Annotated in this window: 12 protein-coding genes and 1 pseudogene; 5 read left to right on the top strand and 8 right to left on the bottom strand. The window is 56.9% G+C overall.

Translation table 11 applies throughout. The annotated features are described in order from the left end of the window. The first annotated feature begins 918 nt into the window (after positions 1 to 918). The gene (locus ABOK31_RS34110; RefSeq protein ID WP_349962941.1) at positions 919 to 1,254 is read left to right on the top strand and encodes a hypothetical protein; all 336 of its coding nucleotides are present in this window, start codon (positions 919 to 921) and stop codon (positions 1,252 to 1,254) included. 306 nt (positions 1,255 to 1,560) lie between these two features. Here ABOK31_RS34110 and ABOK31_RS34105 read toward each other — a convergent pair whose 3' ends face one another. The 4 genes from ABOK31_RS34105 to ABOK31_RS34090 are packed head-to-tail and all read right to left on the bottom strand — an operon-like array spanning position 1,561 to position 5,281. Next, positions 1,561 to 2,337 (bottom strand): ABC transporter permease, encoded by a 777-nt coding sequence (locus tag ABOK31_RS34105; protein ID WP_349962940.1) that lies wholly within the window; start codon positions 2,335 to 2,337, stop codon positions 1,561 to 1,563. Further along, positions 2,324 to 3,145 (bottom strand): ABC transporter ATP-binding protein, encoded by an 822-nt coding sequence (locus ABOK31_RS34100; RefSeq protein WP_349962939.1) that lies wholly within the window; start codon positions 3,143 to 3,145, stop codon positions 2,324 to 2,326. The genes ABOK31_RS34105 and ABOK31_RS34100 overlap by 14 nt, the downstream gene beginning before the upstream one ends. A gap of 10 nt (positions 3,146 to 3,155) precedes the next feature. Beyond that, positions 3,156 to 4,157 (bottom strand): ABC transporter substrate-binding protein, encoded by a 1,002-nt coding sequence (locus tag ABOK31_RS34095; RefSeq protein WP_349962938.1) that lies wholly within the window; start codon positions 4,155 to 4,157, stop codon positions 3,156 to 3,158. Positions 4,158 to 4,198: 41 nt separating this feature from the next. Next, entirely contained in the window at positions 4,199 to 5,281 is a 1,083-nt protein-coding gene (locus ABOK31_RS34090; RefSeq protein ID WP_349962937.1) for a 4-oxalomesaconate tautomerase, read from the bottom strand. 107 nt (positions 5,282 to 5,388) lie between these two features. Between ABOK31_RS34090 and ABOK31_RS34085 the strand changes: the two genes are divergently transcribed. Next, positions 5,389 to 6,309, top strand: a complete 921-nt coding sequence (locus ABOK31_RS34085; protein ID WP_349962936.1) for a LysR substrate-binding domain-containing protein — start codon at positions 5,389 to 5,391, stop codon at positions 6,307 to 6,309. Positions 6,310 to 6,871: 562 nt separating this feature from the next. On the opposite strand, the gene ABOK31_RS34080 is transcribed toward ABOK31_RS34085, so the two are convergent. After that, a complete protein-coding gene (locus tag ABOK31_RS34080; protein WP_349962934.1) occupies positions 6,872 to 9,997 on the bottom strand; it encodes an efflux RND transporter permease subunit in 3,126 nt (1,041 codons plus the stop codon). Between the two features lie 3 nt (positions 9,998 to 10,000). Continuing rightward, positions 10,001 to 11,275: an efflux RND transporter periplasmic adaptor subunit gene (locus tag ABOK31_RS34075; RefSeq protein WP_349962933.1), complete on the bottom strand. Its 1,275-nt coding sequence runs from the start codon at positions 11,273 to 11,275 to the stop codon at positions 10,001 to 10,003. Between the two features lie 52 nt (positions 11,276 to 11,327). On the opposite strand from ABOK31_RS34075, the gene ABOK31_RS34070 reads away from it, so the two are divergent. From ABOK31_RS34070 to ABOK31_RS34060, 3 genes and pseudogenes are all read left to right on the top strand, one after another. Further along, entirely contained in the window at positions 11,328 to 11,804 is a 477-nt protein-coding gene (locus tag ABOK31_RS34070) for a MarR family transcriptional regulator (protein ID WP_349962931.1), read from the top strand. Between the two features lie 32 nt (positions 11,805 to 11,836). Then, positions 11,837 to 12,613 carry a cyclase family protein gene (locus ABOK31_RS34065; protein ID WP_349962930.1) on the top strand — a complete coding sequence of 259 codons (777 nt, stop codon included), beginning with the start codon at positions 11,837 to 11,839 and terminating at the stop codon, positions 12,611 to 12,613. Between the two features lie 177 nt (positions 12,614 to 12,790). Continuing rightward, positions 12,791 to 13,192 (top strand): annotated as a pseudogene (locus tag ABOK31_RS34060) (autoinducer binding domain-containing protein). A gap of 63 nt (positions 13,193 to 13,255) precedes the next feature. Here ABOK31_RS34060 and ABOK31_RS34055 read toward each other — a convergent pair. After that, on the bottom strand, positions 13,256 to 13,957 hold the full coding sequence (locus ABOK31_RS34055) for a sulfite exporter TauE/SafE family protein (RefSeq protein WP_349963122.1): 702 nt from the start codon (positions 13,955 to 13,957) through the stop codon (positions 13,256 to 13,258). Between the two features lie 266 nt (positions 13,958 to 14,223). Then, the gene (locus ABOK31_RS34050; RefSeq protein ID WP_349962928.1) at positions 14,224 to 14,445 is read right to left on the bottom strand and encodes a hypothetical protein; all 222 of its coding nucleotides are present in this window, start codon (positions 14,443 to 14,445) and stop codon (positions 14,224 to 14,226) included. Positions 14,446 to 14,465: the final 20 nt, after the last annotated feature.

Here is a 14,465-nt window from a genome sequence, read left to right as displayed (position 1 = left end):
CATGACAATGCGAGCAACGCAGCCTCGCAGGCAAAGAGTGCAGCATCGCAGGCTCATGACAGTGTGAGCAACGCAGCCTCGCAAGCAAGCAGCGCAGCTTCGCAGGCTCGGGAAAGTGCGCGTAGTGCAGCTTCCCAGGCAAGCAGCGCAGCATCGCAAGCCAGCGGCAGTGCCTCTGGAGCCGGCGGTCGCGGTAGCGGCAGCGGATCTCATCGATAAAGCGCATTCGGCAACCTCGGTGATGCCGATTGCGGGAGTTAACAATCTGCCGGAACATCCCTCCCTTCCGGTCTAGCCACGTTCCCATAACGGCCTGCCGAAACAGCCGATCATATCCGGCCGATCTCCCCGGATCGGCCGGGACATCTGGAAACCGATACTCCTGTATCGTTCAATGCGAGGCGGACGGAAGTAAGCAATGCCAAGCTCGACAATCGGCACGGGAGCGGCTCTGTGGAGGTATCCGATCAGCTCGCTGAATGGGGAAAGCATCCAGCGGGCGCGGCTTACCGGACGCGATCTAAACAGGGATTAGCAGTTTGCCATCGTCGACGATGAAACGGATGAACCCGTCAATCCGGCGAAAGGCAGTAGTATCCGACACCGCGGCTATTGGCCAGGCTCGGCGAGAAGGTCAGCCCGCTCGTGTCGCTGGATGGGGAGATCTGGTACCCATTCGACAGCGTCAAGCTCGCGCTGCATTTTCCGACCACTTCGGCACATCTGTATCCGCCTCTATTTTCCGGAGACGACCGGTACGTCGTCGGCGCTCAAAGACGGCGTGTTGCTCGAAGCCGGCTTCGATACGGTTGCGTCCAACAGCGACAGGACTCTTAGCTCCTGAGCCTACGATCACGCGTCCCTGTCAATTTCCTCCGGCATTACTACGACGTCTATTGCCTGCCGGAGCAACCGGACGTGCAAGGCTTCATCGGCGCGGACGCGTATCGCGCACATAAGGACCGGCGCTTCCTGAAACTTGACGATCCCGACATGAGCCGCAATCCGGCATTCCGTCTCTCCAACCCCCATACATTCCTGCTCTACGAGCGCGCATATAAGCGGATCGCGGCGCTTTACTATCACGACAGACCCAGCCTGAAAGAGATCCTCGCACGTTTCGCGTCCTACGCAGAACGACTCTCGCGGTCCCGTCGCATTCCGGCAGACCTTTCGCCTTCCCTCATCAATGCCGTGTCGGGGGCCCGCCTCCGGCATGTGGGGTGTAAAGCAGAAATCCAATGCATCCCGTAGGTGGGTCGTGGCCTTGAGTATGGACCGGATACACAGCGCGGAGCTTTGTCTTGTCCGCCTGCCCGTTCCATTCGCCGCCTGCAGCGACTCCCTTGTGGGGGGATAAGCTGCCTTTCATCGCCGTGTTCTTGGGGAACTGTCCATCAGGACAACAACCCATCAGCCAAAGAGATGAACCATGAATTTCAAAAAAACCTAGCAAGCCGGAGCCTAAAACCCCTTCCCTCCACGCCTAGTTGATCAGTGAGGTGTTAAAAAAAGAGCGGCTGATGGGCCGCCCTCCTGCATTATAATCGCGATAGCCGGCTAAGCCGGCCGTTCTTCTCCAGCTCGCGGCTTCCATGTGATTAGACGCTTTTCGGCGACATCGAGAAACAGGTCGATGATCAGAACGAACACAGCGAGGATGACAATGCCGCTGAAAACGCCTACCGCGTCGAAGTTACCTTCCGAGCGGGCGATCAAATAGCCAAGGCCGGCGGATGCGCCAAGGTACTCGCCGATGATTGCGCCGACGACTGCGAAGCCAACAGAGGTGCGGAGCGAGGAGAGAATCCAAGTTGCTGCTGCTGGGAAGTATACGTGACGAAGAAGATCGGACCGTCTCGCACCGAGAATACGTGTGTTGGACAGCACGACCGGGTTGACTTCACGCACGCCCTGCAGCGCATTGAAGAACGTCACGAAAAACACTAATGTGACCGCGAGAGCAACCTTGGACCACAGTCCGAGGCCGAGCCACAGAACGAAGATCGGAGCAAGCACAACGCGTGGGATGGCGTTGACAGCCTTGATGAACGGATCGAGGATGCGCGCTATCGAGGGGCTCAGTCCGAGCCAGACTCCGGCCGCGACGCCGAGACCCGTGCCAATGATATAGCCGAGAACTGTCTCGCTCAGAGTAATGCCGACATGTTTGTAAAAGCTCGGTTCGACAACCCAGCTGACTACCTGATTGACGATATCGTATGGCGCCGGGAAGAAGAACCGATCGATCACCCCGTATGTCACACCAAATTGCCAAGTGCCGAGAATTACGGCCAAAAGCATGATTTGGATTAGACGGACGTTAATGGCTTGCATAGCTTTTCTCCACTTCGCCCCTCAGGGACGCCCAGATATCGCGGTAGAGGGACATGAATTTCGGATCGAGTTTGATCTCCGCCACGTCTCTCGGACGTTCTAGATCGACACCGAAGCTCTCGATGACGCGGCTGCGTGGGCCAGCAGCCAGAACTATCACGCGATCCCCGAGCGCAATTGCTTCCTCGAGATCGTGTGTGATCATGACCACGGCACGCCTATCCTCTTGCCAAAGTTTCAGCAGTTCATTCTGCATCAAATGCCGTGTGTGTATATCCAACGCTGAGAAAGGCTCGTCCATGAGGATGACCTTGGGTTCGGTGATAAGCGCCTGAGCCATTTGCACGCGCTTGCGCTGGCCTCCTGACAGTTGGTGTGGGAAGCGGTTCTCGAAACCCTTTAGTCCAACTTTTTCCAGCCAGGCGATTACCTTGGGGTGACGCTCTTCTGCCGCCACGCCACGAAACATCAGTCCCAACTCAACATTCTGGTAAGCCGTCTTCCATGGCAACAACGCGTCCTGCTGGAATAGATATCCGATATTGTTTTGGACGTCCTTTACGGGCGCCCCGTCGATACAGACTTTACCCTCTGCAGGTTTTAGGAGGCCTGCGATCGCATTGAGAATGGTGGACTTGCCGCAACCCGTAGGGCCGACAATGGAAAGGAACTCGCCGTTACCAACCGTCAGATTGACGTTTTCGACTGCGACAAAAGCTCCGAACGCCATGGTGACTTTTTCAATGGTGACCATGGGAGAAAGGGTGGGCTGAGACACCGCCTCTATCTTCCTTGCTGCGTTTGACATATTTAATCCCTTAGTTTTCAACACGGCGGCCAGCGGCCTCGACGAACTTGTTGGTGTAGGTCGTATTGAGATCAATCGTGGCTTTGCCGACGCTTTCATTGAAGCTCTTGAGGACAGAGAGAGGAACGTCGAGGTCGGCAGGAGTGAATCGGCCATCCTCGGAGAATATCGCCTTCGCGCTTTCCACCGCCTTGATGTAGGTCTGCTTGTCACCCGAGACAAAATCGTCGGGAAGCTGGGCGACGATCTCCTCGGCGGAGTGCTCCTTCATCCAATGGAGTGCCTTCACTGTCGCATTGGTGACTTTCTGGATTATCTCAGGGTGTTCTTTGATGAAATCCTGGTTGGCATAGAGAACGGATGTCGGGTAGATGCCCCCGTAGACCGCCTTGGCACCTTCGTCGCTTCTCGCATCAATGAGGATTTTGCCGAGGCCACGCTCGACCACGATCGTGGCGGCGGGGTCGTAGTTGACCAGGAGGTCAATCTTACCCTGCTGCAGGGCCGCAACAGCCGCGGCTCCAGAGCCGACGCCGATAATCGAAACGTCATTGTCACTCAGGCCGTGCTGCTTGAGATAATAGCGGATGAAGAAGTCAGACGAAGAACCAGGCGAGGTGATGCCGACATTCTTTCCCTTGATTGTTTCCGGTTTCGCCGGGTCGAAATCGCTATCGTTCTTTCCCGCGAGAACAAGACCTGAATTCCTTGCCAGCTGAACGAAACCAACGACATGCTTGCCCTGCGACTGCATCTGGATCGTATGGTCGTAGAAACCGACCGCGATATCCGTCGATCTGGCGACGAGAGCCTGAAGCACTTTTGACCCTCCTTGCGCGAAGTTCTCAGTCGTGACGTCCAGGCCCTCCTCCTTATAGAAGCCGAGTCTCTCAGCGACAGGGAAGGGTAGGTTGTTTAGATTGTAGGAACCCACGCTCATGCGAACAGAATCGGCATGTGCTGTGGTGGCTAGAGATAGCGCGGTGACTACCGCTAAGATGTACGTACGCACGAGTTTTCCTCCCTATTTGCTCCGATCATCGCCGAAGCGGGTTATGCAGCGTGTTCCACACGCTCGTTCGGCTTGGCGAAGGCATAGCCTTCGAAAAGTCTTCTTGCGGTCCTGACCAGGCCCGCGACGGTCGATCCGTTTCGCGTTTCCAACTGTACGTCGATGCGTCCGCTGGGGTGTTCGATACGAACCAGCGTCGGCAGCATTTCCTCGCCGACGACCTGTGATGCTACCGTCCCTGCAGTGGTGACGGCAGTGGCAATCCCAACTGCGCCTGTGGTCGCGAGGGCCGGATGGCAGTTGTTGGGCATGAAGTATCTCACCGACAAAGTCCCGTTATTCCGAGCCGGCGAAATCAGAACGGGCTTTGGGATAACCATGTCGGACACGTTACCCATGCCCATCAAATGGCCTGCTTCGACACGGATGGAGGCGAGCCGATCGATCAGCTCGCCGTTTGCCGATAGCGACGCGGCGTCTTCATAGCCGGTCAGGCCCATGTCTTCGGCGCGAACAAGGACCATCGGAATGGCGCAGTCGATCGCCGTAACTTCGATGCCTCCGATGAAGTCCGAGGGGTTGCCGGTGGGAAACAGCTTTCCTGTCTTGGCTCCGGCCGCATCCAGGAAGGTGAGGGCAATCGGAGCAGCTAGGCCCGGCACGCCATCAATCGACGCGTCGCCAAGATAGATTACCTCACCTTTTCGGGTCGGAACCTTCGCTTCGATTATTTTTCCCGTGTTTACGTTATGAATGCGCACGAGCGTGTCGAAATCGGAAGCTTTGACAAGACCGGCCTCGATTGCGAACGGACCGACCGCTGCAAGCATATTGCCACAATTCGGCGAGTAATCCACGATCTGCCTATCGGTTCGTACCTGCGCAAACAGATAGTCTACGTCCGCTCCGGGAACGCTAGGCGGACCAATGATCGCAACTTTCGACGTCACGGGGTTTCCTCCTCCGATTCCATCAATCTGCAGCGGATGCCCTGATCCCATGATGGACAGCAGCGCTGCGTCGCGACGGGCTTGATCAGCAGGCAAATCAGATGCCAGAAAGAACGGGCCTCGCGAAGTGCCACCGCGCATAAGGACGCAAGGTATGCGTATCAGATCGTTCATTACATGCCCTCGAATATTGCGAAATTCGGATTAATTCGTTTGCTTATTGCAATATGCGGAACGGAGGCCTATTTGTTAAATGCAATATTTGAGGGGATTATTGCGATATGAGCATCAATTGCGAAATGCTGGACCTCCGTGCTTTTCAAGCTGTCGTAGACCTTGAAAGCTTTCATCGAGCTGCTGAGGCTCTCAATATTTCGCAGCCGGCTCTCACGCGGCGAATTCAGAAGCTCGAACAGTCGATTGGTGCGCCTTTGCTGGATCGGACGACCAGACACGTAGCTGCCACGGCGACGGGGCAAGAGCTACTTCCGCTGGTGAGGCGGATGCTCGAGGAGTTCGATGGTTCCCTGTTTGCCCTAAAGGACGGGGGCGCACAGCGGCGCGGATTGATCACGATGGCATGTGTTCCGACCGCAGCATTCTATTTTCTTCCGACGGTCATCAGGCAGTTTGGTGCAGATTATCCCCATATCAGGCTGCGTATCCGCGATCTAACAGCCAATGAGGGGCTACAGGCGGTGGCGCGCGGGGAGGTCGAGTTTGGTATCAATCTGATGGGAAATTCGGACCCGGATCTTTCCTTCGAACCCTTGATCGATGACCCATTCGTGCTTGCCATGCGCAAGGATCACCCTCTCGCAGCCCATGATCAGTTGAATTGGGGGCAACTCGATGGCTATCCTCTAGTAGTCGTCGACCGCTCAAGCGGTAATCGGGCGCTTTTGGACGGCGCTCTTGCGAAACATAATCTTCGGTTGAACTGGTTCTATGAGGTCACTCATCTCAACACGTCGCTTGGTCTCGTCGAAGCAGGGCTCGGCATCTCCGTTCTGCCCCGATTGGCGACGCCCCAAGAAGAACACCCCTACTTGGTCTCACGCCCAATCATCGATCCGGTGGTAACCCGTACCATCGGGATTGTCCGGCGGCGTGGCGCCCCGCTGTCGCCCGCCGCCGAAAAGTTCATTGAGGTGCTTTTGAAGACGTGGAAGCGCGACACTCTCGCACCTGATGCTGCCTAACCCTTGGTGCTGCGTGTCCTACAGAAATGTCACGGAGAGGTCTTCATTGCGGCGCACGTTGGCGTGACTAGTTTTGATTTCGGCACCGTCGATGGTGGCAATTAATCTCTGAAGCTTTTTCGGAAAAGTGCGTTGAGACCGGCAATGACGGCCGATGCTGCCTCGTTGCCGACTATTCCGGCGTTGACGCGGTCAGACGCCTCCTGCTGAAAGCCTATATAGCCATCGTGTCTCGGGCGTACTCCACCGACATTGTAAGTTGCCCGCGTTGCGCTACAGAAATCCGCTGCTGCAGCGTTGACGGCATTATCCTCCCAGGCCGCCGGATGCGGCGTAGAGGCATTTCTGGACGTCGGAACTCGCCACCCAATACACAAAATCGATTGCCTCGTCGGGGTGTTGGGAATAGGAGGAGGCCGCCAACTCGGCACCGCCCAGCACGGAGCCTTTGGGGCCGCCATTGCCGGCAATAGGTGGCGACGGCCATCATGCTGTGCGCCAAGCATTTAGCCGCCAGCCCGATGTCAGCTGAATTCCATTGCAAATGCAGGAAGCAAGCGTGCTAAGGCATGCTCGCTTCCACTGTCTGCTTTTCAATTGGGCGGGGCTGCACCAGCTTCATGACGAATACGAAGAAAACGGGCACGAAGAACACTGCCAATACGGTGGCCGTTATCATCCCTCCCATTACGCCAGTGCCAATCGCGCGCTGGCTTGCCGATCCCGCACCGCTGGCCACGACTAGCGGGACAACACCTAGAATGAAAGCGAAAGAGGTCATCAGGATGGGGCGCAGGCGCAGATAGGCCGCCTCGATGGTCGCATCGATCAGGCTCTTTCCGGACGCTCTCAAATCCTTGGCAAATTCGATGATCAGAATTGCGTTCTTCGCCGAGAGGCCCATGACCGTGATCAAGCCCACCTTGAAGTAGACATCATTGGGCATGTCTCGTAGCGTCACGGCGGCGACGGAGCCGACGATGCCCAGCGGGACAACCATCATGACCGAGATCGGGATGGACCAGCTTTCATAGAGTGCCGCCAGGCACAGGAAAACCAGCAGGCATGAAAGGCCGAGAAGCATCGGCACCTGCGAACCGGATTGGATTTCCTGCAGGGTCTGCCCGGTCCACTCATATCCGAAGCCGGCGGGCAGGCCCGAGGCGATCCGCTCCATTTCGGCAATGGCATCGCCCGAGGAACGACCGGGGGCCGCCTGTCCGCTGATGCGAATGGTCGGGAAGCCGTTGTAACCAACCAACTGGGTCGGGCCCTTCGTCCATTCGTATCTGGCAAAAGCGGAAATGGGAACCATCTCGCCATTGGTATTGCGTACGCCCATGTTCAGGACGTTCCGGATATCGCCTCGCTTGTCGGCGTCCGCCTGCACAGTGACGCGCTGCATGCGCCCGGTATTGGGGAAATCGTTGACGTAAGAGGAGCCAAGATTGACCGCGATCGTCCGGTTGATGTCCTCATAGGTCACCCCGTAGGTATTCGCCTTCTCGCGGTCGATATTCAGCACCATCTGCGGCGCGTCGGCAAGGCCGTCGACGCGAACGCCGGAAAGAATGGAGCTCTTTCTCGCCTCGGCGAGTACCTGATCGCGGGCGGCGTTCAGCGCTTCCACCCCCTTGTTGGACCGATCCTGGAGTCTGAAGGTGAAACCGTTGGTCGTGCCCAGCCCGGGAATTGACGGCGGCGTTACCGCATAGGCGATAGCGTCCTTGATTATCTGGAAGCCTCCGGTGAGAGCTCGAGCCAGAAGAGGCGACGCCTGTTCGGCGGAGCGTTCGCTCCAGTTCTTGAGTGTGATGAATCCCAAGCCAGCATTCTCCCCGGCGCCAGCGAAGCTATATCCATTGATTGTCACAACGCGATTGACCGCCGGACTAGCCATGACGATCTGCTCGACCTGCTGAATGGATTCCGCCGTTCTTGCGGACGTGGCGTCTGCCGGGGCTTGAACCTGTGCCAGCAAGGTGCCCTGGTCCTCGATGGGCAGAAAGTCGGATGGCAGGCGGAGGAAGAGATAGGCCGTCACACCTGCCACCAGCAAGTAAACCACCATCACACGCCCGCTGCTTCGCACAAGCTTGCCAACGAAGCCCGCATACTGGCGGGAGCCTGTATCGAAAGACCGATTAAACCAACCGAAGAAGCCTTTCTTGGTATGCGCATGGCCCTTCTCCACGGGCTTGAGAATGGTGGCGCAGAGTGCCGGCGTCAACGAGAGAGCAAGAAAAGCGGAAAACAGGATGGCGGCGACCATCGTCAGTGAGAATTGCTGGTAGATAACGCCGACCGCACCGGGGAAGAAGGCCATCGGGATGAAAACCGAGGTCAAAACCAGCGTGATACCGATGACCGCTCCGGTAATCTGGCTCATTGCCTTTCGCGTCGCTTCTTTGGGCGAAAGGCCTTCCTCCGCCATGATGCGCTCGACGTTTTCGACGACGACGATTGCATCGTCGACTAGGATGCCGATCGCAAGCACCATGCCGAACATCGTGAGCACATTGATCGAAAAGCCGAGGACAAGCATGATGCCGCAAGCACCGAGCAAGGCTATGGGCACGACGAGGGTCGGGATGAGCGTGTAGCGGATATTCTGGAGAAACAGGAACATCACGACGAAGACGAGCACAACCGCTTCCAGCAGCGTGTATAGGACTTTTTCGATCGAGATCGTGATGAACGGAGTTGTGTCGTAGGGAATGGAATATTCGATGTCCTGCGGGAACGACGTTGCAAGATCATTCATGCGCTCGCGGATGGCCTGTGCTGTGGTCAATGCGTTGGCGCCTGCCGCCAGTTCGATCGACACTCCGGCCGCCGGTCTTCCGTTGATCCGCGTCGATGTATTGTAGTTTTCCGCGCCGACCTCGATTCGGGCGACATCGCGAAGCCGGACGGTCGAACCGTCAGGTTGCGCCCTCAGCACGATATCGCCGAATGCGTCCGGCGTTGCGAGCTGCCCCTTTATCAGCAACGAGGTTGTGGTGCGCTGGTCCGGGCTGGGTGCTGCGCCAATTCGCCCGGCCGCGACTTGAGCGTTCTGCTCTCTGACGGCATTGGTGATATCGACCGGTGTTAGGTTGAAGCCTAGCAATTTGTCCGGATCGACCCAGATGCGCATGGCGCGCTCGCTGCCGAAGAGCTGCGCATTGGCGACGCCCGGAACGCGCCGGAGTTCGTTGACGACGTTGCGGCTCATATAGTCGCCGAGCGTGAGGCCGTCGGTCGCACCGGTTTTCGAAGTGAGGGCGACGAGCAGCAGTGTACCGCCGCCGGCGGCCTCCACGTTAATGCCTTGCTGGACGATGGCGGATGGCAGTCGGGATTCGACCCTGCGCACGCGGTTTTGCACTTCGACAGCGGCAGCCTCGGCGTCGGAACCGGGTTTGAATGTCGTGGTGATGCTGATCGCGCCCGCCGCGTCGGAGGTCGACTCGTAGTACAGCATACCCGGTATGCCGTTCAGCTCCTCCTCGATCAGCCGGGTGACGCCCTCATAGGTGTCCGCGGGGGAAGCGCCGGGATATGTCGCCGAGATCTTGATCTGAGGCGGGGCGACACGTGGATACTGCGAGATCGGCAACAAGGCGACGGAGATCGCGCCACCAAGCATGATCGCAATCGCGATCACCCACGCGAAGATGGGGCGGTCGATAAAAAATGACGGCATGGATTACCCCTTCGCCTGCTGCAAGCCTCGTGACATTTGGGGGGCGACCCAAGGTGCAGTCTTTACTTTTGCGCCTGGTGTGATCTTCTGGAAGCCTTCGACCACGACCTCCTCGCCTCCGTTCAGTCCATTGATGATCACCCAGCGCCCATCGACGGCCCAGCCGACCGTCACGTCGCGCACTTCAATTTTGTTTTCGCCGTCAACCACAAAGAGTTGTGCCTTGCCCGCGGTGTTGTGCTGGACGGCCTGTTGGGGAACCGCGAGCGCCTTGTTGAGAGACGCTTGCTCGATTCTTCCCCGGACATACATACCCGGTAGCAGATCCATGCTGGGATTGGGGAACTCGCCGCGCAGGATCACCTGTCCGGTTGCAGAATTGACCGAAGCCTCCGAGAACAGCAGCTTGCCGTCGTGAGTGTAGACCTTGCCCGATTCCGCAGTGAGCTTCATCGGCACATTTTGCGAGGGATCGGCATTCAACTGCCCTTGGGCAACAGCATTCTTCAATGCAATGAGCTTGTCTGCAGGCTGACTGAAGTCGGCATAGACCGGATCGATTTGCGCGACGGTAGCCATGACATCGGAAGTCGGAGAAACGAGAGCCCCTTCCGTCACAAGCGCACGACCGATGCGGCCGGAAATTGGAGACCGTACCTCCGTATATTGAAGGTCGAGTTGAGCTGTCTGCAAATCCGCCTCGGCGCGTTCGACATCCGCATCGCTCTGCGACAGGGCGGCCACGGCGCTTTCCGCATCCTCGGCGCTGGTCACGTTGTTCTTGCGCAACTCCTGCTGGCGGACTGCCTTCACGGAAGCGAGCTGTTGCGCGGCGTTGGCGGAATCGAGTGTCGCCTGCGCCGATCGCACCTTGGCTTTGAACGGTTCCTGATCGAGTACATAAAGGACGTCACCCACCCTGACCGTAGAGCCTTGCTCAAAGACCCGCTTAAGGACAATTCCCGTGACGCGCGGTCTGATCGCTGCGGTCATCATCGGCGATATCCGGCCCGGAAGCTCGCTAACGACGGGCAGCCTTTCTGGCTTCACCTCGACGACAGCAACACTCGGCTCCGGCGTGGGCGGCTTTTGGGATGCTGACTGCTCCGTACATGCGCCGAGCATAACCATGCATAAGGTGGCGGCAGCATATGTCGTTCTCAACCGGGGCATATTACGCAGAGATCCTTTGAGGCCGAAGCCTATGAGTTTCCAGGTGCCGCTGCGACCGGTGAGGCAGATGCCAATGAGGTCGCTTGCATAAAGTTGCGGCGCCATGTATCTTGATCATAAATTAACTTGATTGTCAAGATATAATGAGGTGAACGCGATGCACGACATCTTCGAGCGAAAGGAAAAATTCCTGCGCGTCGGAACTGCGTTACAGAAAATGGCACGCAAAATAGAGGAGGCTTTTGCCCAAACTGCGCGCGAACAGCACCTACATCCAACGGATTTGAGTTGCATTGCGCTGCTCTTGCTTGACCCCAGACCAATCAGCCCGACGGAAATTAACTCCTACCTTGGGCTGACGTCTGGTTCTGGAACGGCGTTGCTCGATCGATTGGAAAAAGCCGGTTATATACGGCGCGCACCAAATCCGCGGGATCGCCGGGGCGTCTGTATCACCCTTAACGAGGAGGCCGCTCGCGAACCCATCAATCATTTGCGAAAGTTGCAAACGCAGTATTATCATGTAACCGACAGGTTTTCGAACGAAGAGCTTGATACAATCCATGCGTACCTTGAGGGGATTGCCAATCTAGCATTCAAAGTTGACAAGATCGACGATGACAGGCGGGCCTAGATTGAAAGCTGAGTAGAATTGACAAACTGAATATGGTCAGAAGGCTTATCGATATTTCGGTCGCTATCGACAATCACACATTGGCGGACCCGCCGGTCATGAAGCCGTTGATCCGATACCGTGACCATAGCCAAGGTGCCGAGGATGTTCGGATGTTCTTTCCGGGCCTTCAATCTTCTGATCTGCCTGACGGACAGGAATGGGCAATCGAGGAGGTCACCTTGACGACGCATAACGGCACGCACCTCGATGCTCCATGGCACTTTCATTCGACAATGGATGGTGGCTCGAAAGCGATCGCCATAGACGAAGTGCCGCTCGAATGGTGTCTTCAGCCGGGTATAAAGCTCGACTTCCGCCACTTCCCTGATGGCTACGTGGTAACTTCAAGCGACGTCGAGGCAGAGCTGAAACGCATAGGGCATCAATTGAGCCCGCTCGAAATCGTACTGGTGAACACTGCCGCCGGTGCCGCCTATGGCGAACCCGGCTACGTCGCAATGGGCTGTGGCATAGGGCGGGAGGCGACGCTTTATTTGCTGGAACGGGGAATCCGCGTTACCGGCACCGACGCCTGGAGCTGGGATGCGCCTTTCATTCACACTGCCAAACGTTATGCCGAAAGTCAGGATCCGACGATCATCTGGGAAGGGCACAAGGCGAGCCGCGAGATCGGCTATTGCCATCTTGAGAAATTGGCCAATCTCGACCAGTTGCCCGATAAGGGATTTCTGGTTTCCTGTTTTCCTGTGAAGATCGAAGGTGCATCCGCGGGCTGGACGCGTGCGGTTGCCATTCTTGACGCCTAGGCTTGTGCCATGATGGTGGCTTGGCTGGTTGTCGATGCGCTGAGCAGCAGGGATAAACATCGCAAAAGCGGTGTACCAATTTCTCTCAGAAATGAGATCTAACTTTCACTGGATCGTCAGGATGGTTCCATAAATCCGATTATCTGTTATTTAGCCGACTAATTGGATTGGTTCGGCATGAACTCACAGATCCTGAAGGACGCGCTTGTCGATTTGGCCGAACAGGTTGGATTCGCCGGCTATGCTTATCTCAACCTGCAACATGGGCATACGCTGGCAGTCTCCAACCACGATCCAGAATGGCAGGCGGTACGCTTTGAGCGAAACTACACGGACCTCGATCCGGTCGTTAATCGCGCGAAATCTATAAAGCGTATTTTCAATTGAACAGGGGAAAAGGAAGGGGCGCGCCTCTCCACGCCAGAACGGGCATTCTATGCAGACGCGGCAGATTTCAGAATTCGATCCGGCATCACCATTCCGGTCAAGACCGCCCATGGCGCGTTATCGATGTTCACCCTAGCATCCGACAAGCCGACGATCGAGATAGACAGAGACTTCCGAAGGGACTGGGCATGATGACCATAGGCCGCTTTGGGTGGGCTACCATAAACGGCGTCCACGCCCGTTAGGATGACATATTCAACCATATGCCCGTAGGAAGAAAATTGCGGTCGTCAGTATCGCAAGCAGGATTGTCCCCAAGCGGATCGCTGCCGCAGGCAGCCGGCGTCCGATTTGGGCGCCAATCCATCCACCGGCAGCGGCTCCGAGCAACAACGGCACGCACTCTCGCCAACTAATTGCACCCGCAAAGACAAACACCACGACCGCAATTCCGTTGGCTGCACTGACCATAAGCGTCTTTGGCGGATTCAGGGCCTTCATGTCCGCGTCGTCCAAAATGCTCCATGCCGCCATCATCATCAAACCGACAGCGCCGCCGAAATAGCCGCCGTAAATTCCCAGCAGAAATTGCAGCCCGACGATCGTGGTGAGGTTCACTCGCAATCGCTTTCGCAATGCAGGCCCAATCCTTCGTCCAATCGCGAGCATGATGGTTGCGATAAGCAACAGCCAGGGCAAGATTCCTTCAAAGACCGACGAGGGTGTCCAGAGGAGGAGGACGCTCCCTGCCAACCCTCCGAAAAATGTCGCGATTGCAATCGGCCGAAGGGGTACGCCGCAGATATCTCCCAGACCGTATCTATAGACCCAACAGCTCGCCAACCCTCCCGGAAATAGAGCGAATGTGCTGGTCGCATTTGCGGCAACCGACGGGACTCCCACGGCCATCAGGGCAGGCAGAGAGACGAAGGACCCTCCGCCTGCCAAGGCGTTCATACCTCCGGCCAAAATGCCGGCAAAGAAAAGTAGGGGATCAACCAAGGGCCCTCATGACCTCCGAACGTAAATAAGCGTCAATCTTCATATTTCTGACTTATGCGAGTAGCCGTAACGCGGAGGGCGCAATTACGATTCCCATGTGTGTCCGACGAACAAGTAGCGCCGGCGGAACCGCTATCAGCTCTCTTGACAACCAGCGGGTCTTTTGCACCACCTGCTCGCAAGCGCATTTTTGCGCATCAAGTGACAAAGCGTGGGACCAACTATGATAGATTCAACACTCTTTTGAGGCGGGCCATAATTCGCGGGCTCACGTCGCCGCCACATTCCACCGCACGGATCTCCGTTGTCGTCAGCCCGGTGATGATCGCGACCTCATCCATCCCGTAGCCGACCGACACACGCTTTTGCCTGAAGATATCGCCAAATCCGGGGGCAGTGGCCTTTCGTTCGATGTCGTCCAAATTCGTATGTTTGCCAGACATTCATGCCTCCTTGGCAATTT

It is taken from the genome of Rhizobium sp. ZPR4 (genome assembly GCF_040215725.1).
Lineage (GTDB): Bacteria > Pseudomonadota > Alphaproteobacteria > Rhizobiales > Rhizobiaceae > Rhizobium > Rhizobium rhizogenes_D.
Note: the sequence above shows the minus strand (reverse complement) of the source record. Positions and strands in the feature narration are given on the sequence as shown.

Excerpts from the sequence above, each read along its gene's own strand:
- ABOK31_RS34105 (WP_349962940.1), bottom strand. The coding sequence starts at position 2,337 with ATGCAAGCCATTAACGTCCGTCTAATCCAAATCATGCTTTTGGCCGTA.
- ABOK31_RS34100 (WP_349962939.1), bottom strand. The coding sequence starts at position 3,145 with ATGTCAAACGCAGCAAGGAAGATAGAGGCGGTGTCTCAGCCCACCCTT.
- ABOK31_RS34090 (WP_349962937.1), bottom strand. The coding sequence starts at position 5,281 with ATGAACGATCTGATACGCATACCTTGCGTCCTTATGCGCGGTGGCACT.
- ABOK31_RS34085 (WP_349962936.1), top strand. The coding sequence starts at position 5,389 with ATGAGCATCAATTGCGAAATGCTGGACCTCCGTGCTTTTCAAGCTGTC.
- ABOK31_RS34080 (WP_349962934.1), bottom strand. The coding sequence starts at position 9,997 with ATGCCGTCATTTTTTATCGACCGCCCCATCTTCGCGTGGGTGATCGCG.
- ABOK31_RS34075 (WP_349962933.1), bottom strand. The coding sequence starts at position 11,275 with ATGGCGCCGCAACTTTATGCAAGCGACCTCATTGGCATCTGCCTCACC.
- ABOK31_RS34070 (WP_349962931.1), top strand. The coding sequence starts at position 11,328 with ATGCACGACATCTTCGAGCGAAAGGAAAAATTCCTGCGCGTCGGAACT.
- ABOK31_RS34065 (WP_349962930.1), top strand. The coding sequence starts at position 11,837 with ATGGTCAGAAGGCTTATCGATATTTCGGTCGCTATCGACAATCACACA.
- ABOK31_RS34055 (WP_349963122.1), bottom strand. The coding sequence starts at position 13,957 with ATGAACGCCTTGGCAGGCGGAGGGTCCTTCGTCTCTCTGCCTGCCCTG.
- ABOK31_RS34050 (WP_349962928.1), bottom strand. The coding sequence starts at position 14,445 with ATGTCTGGCAAACATACGAATTTGGACGACATCGAACGAAAGGCCACT.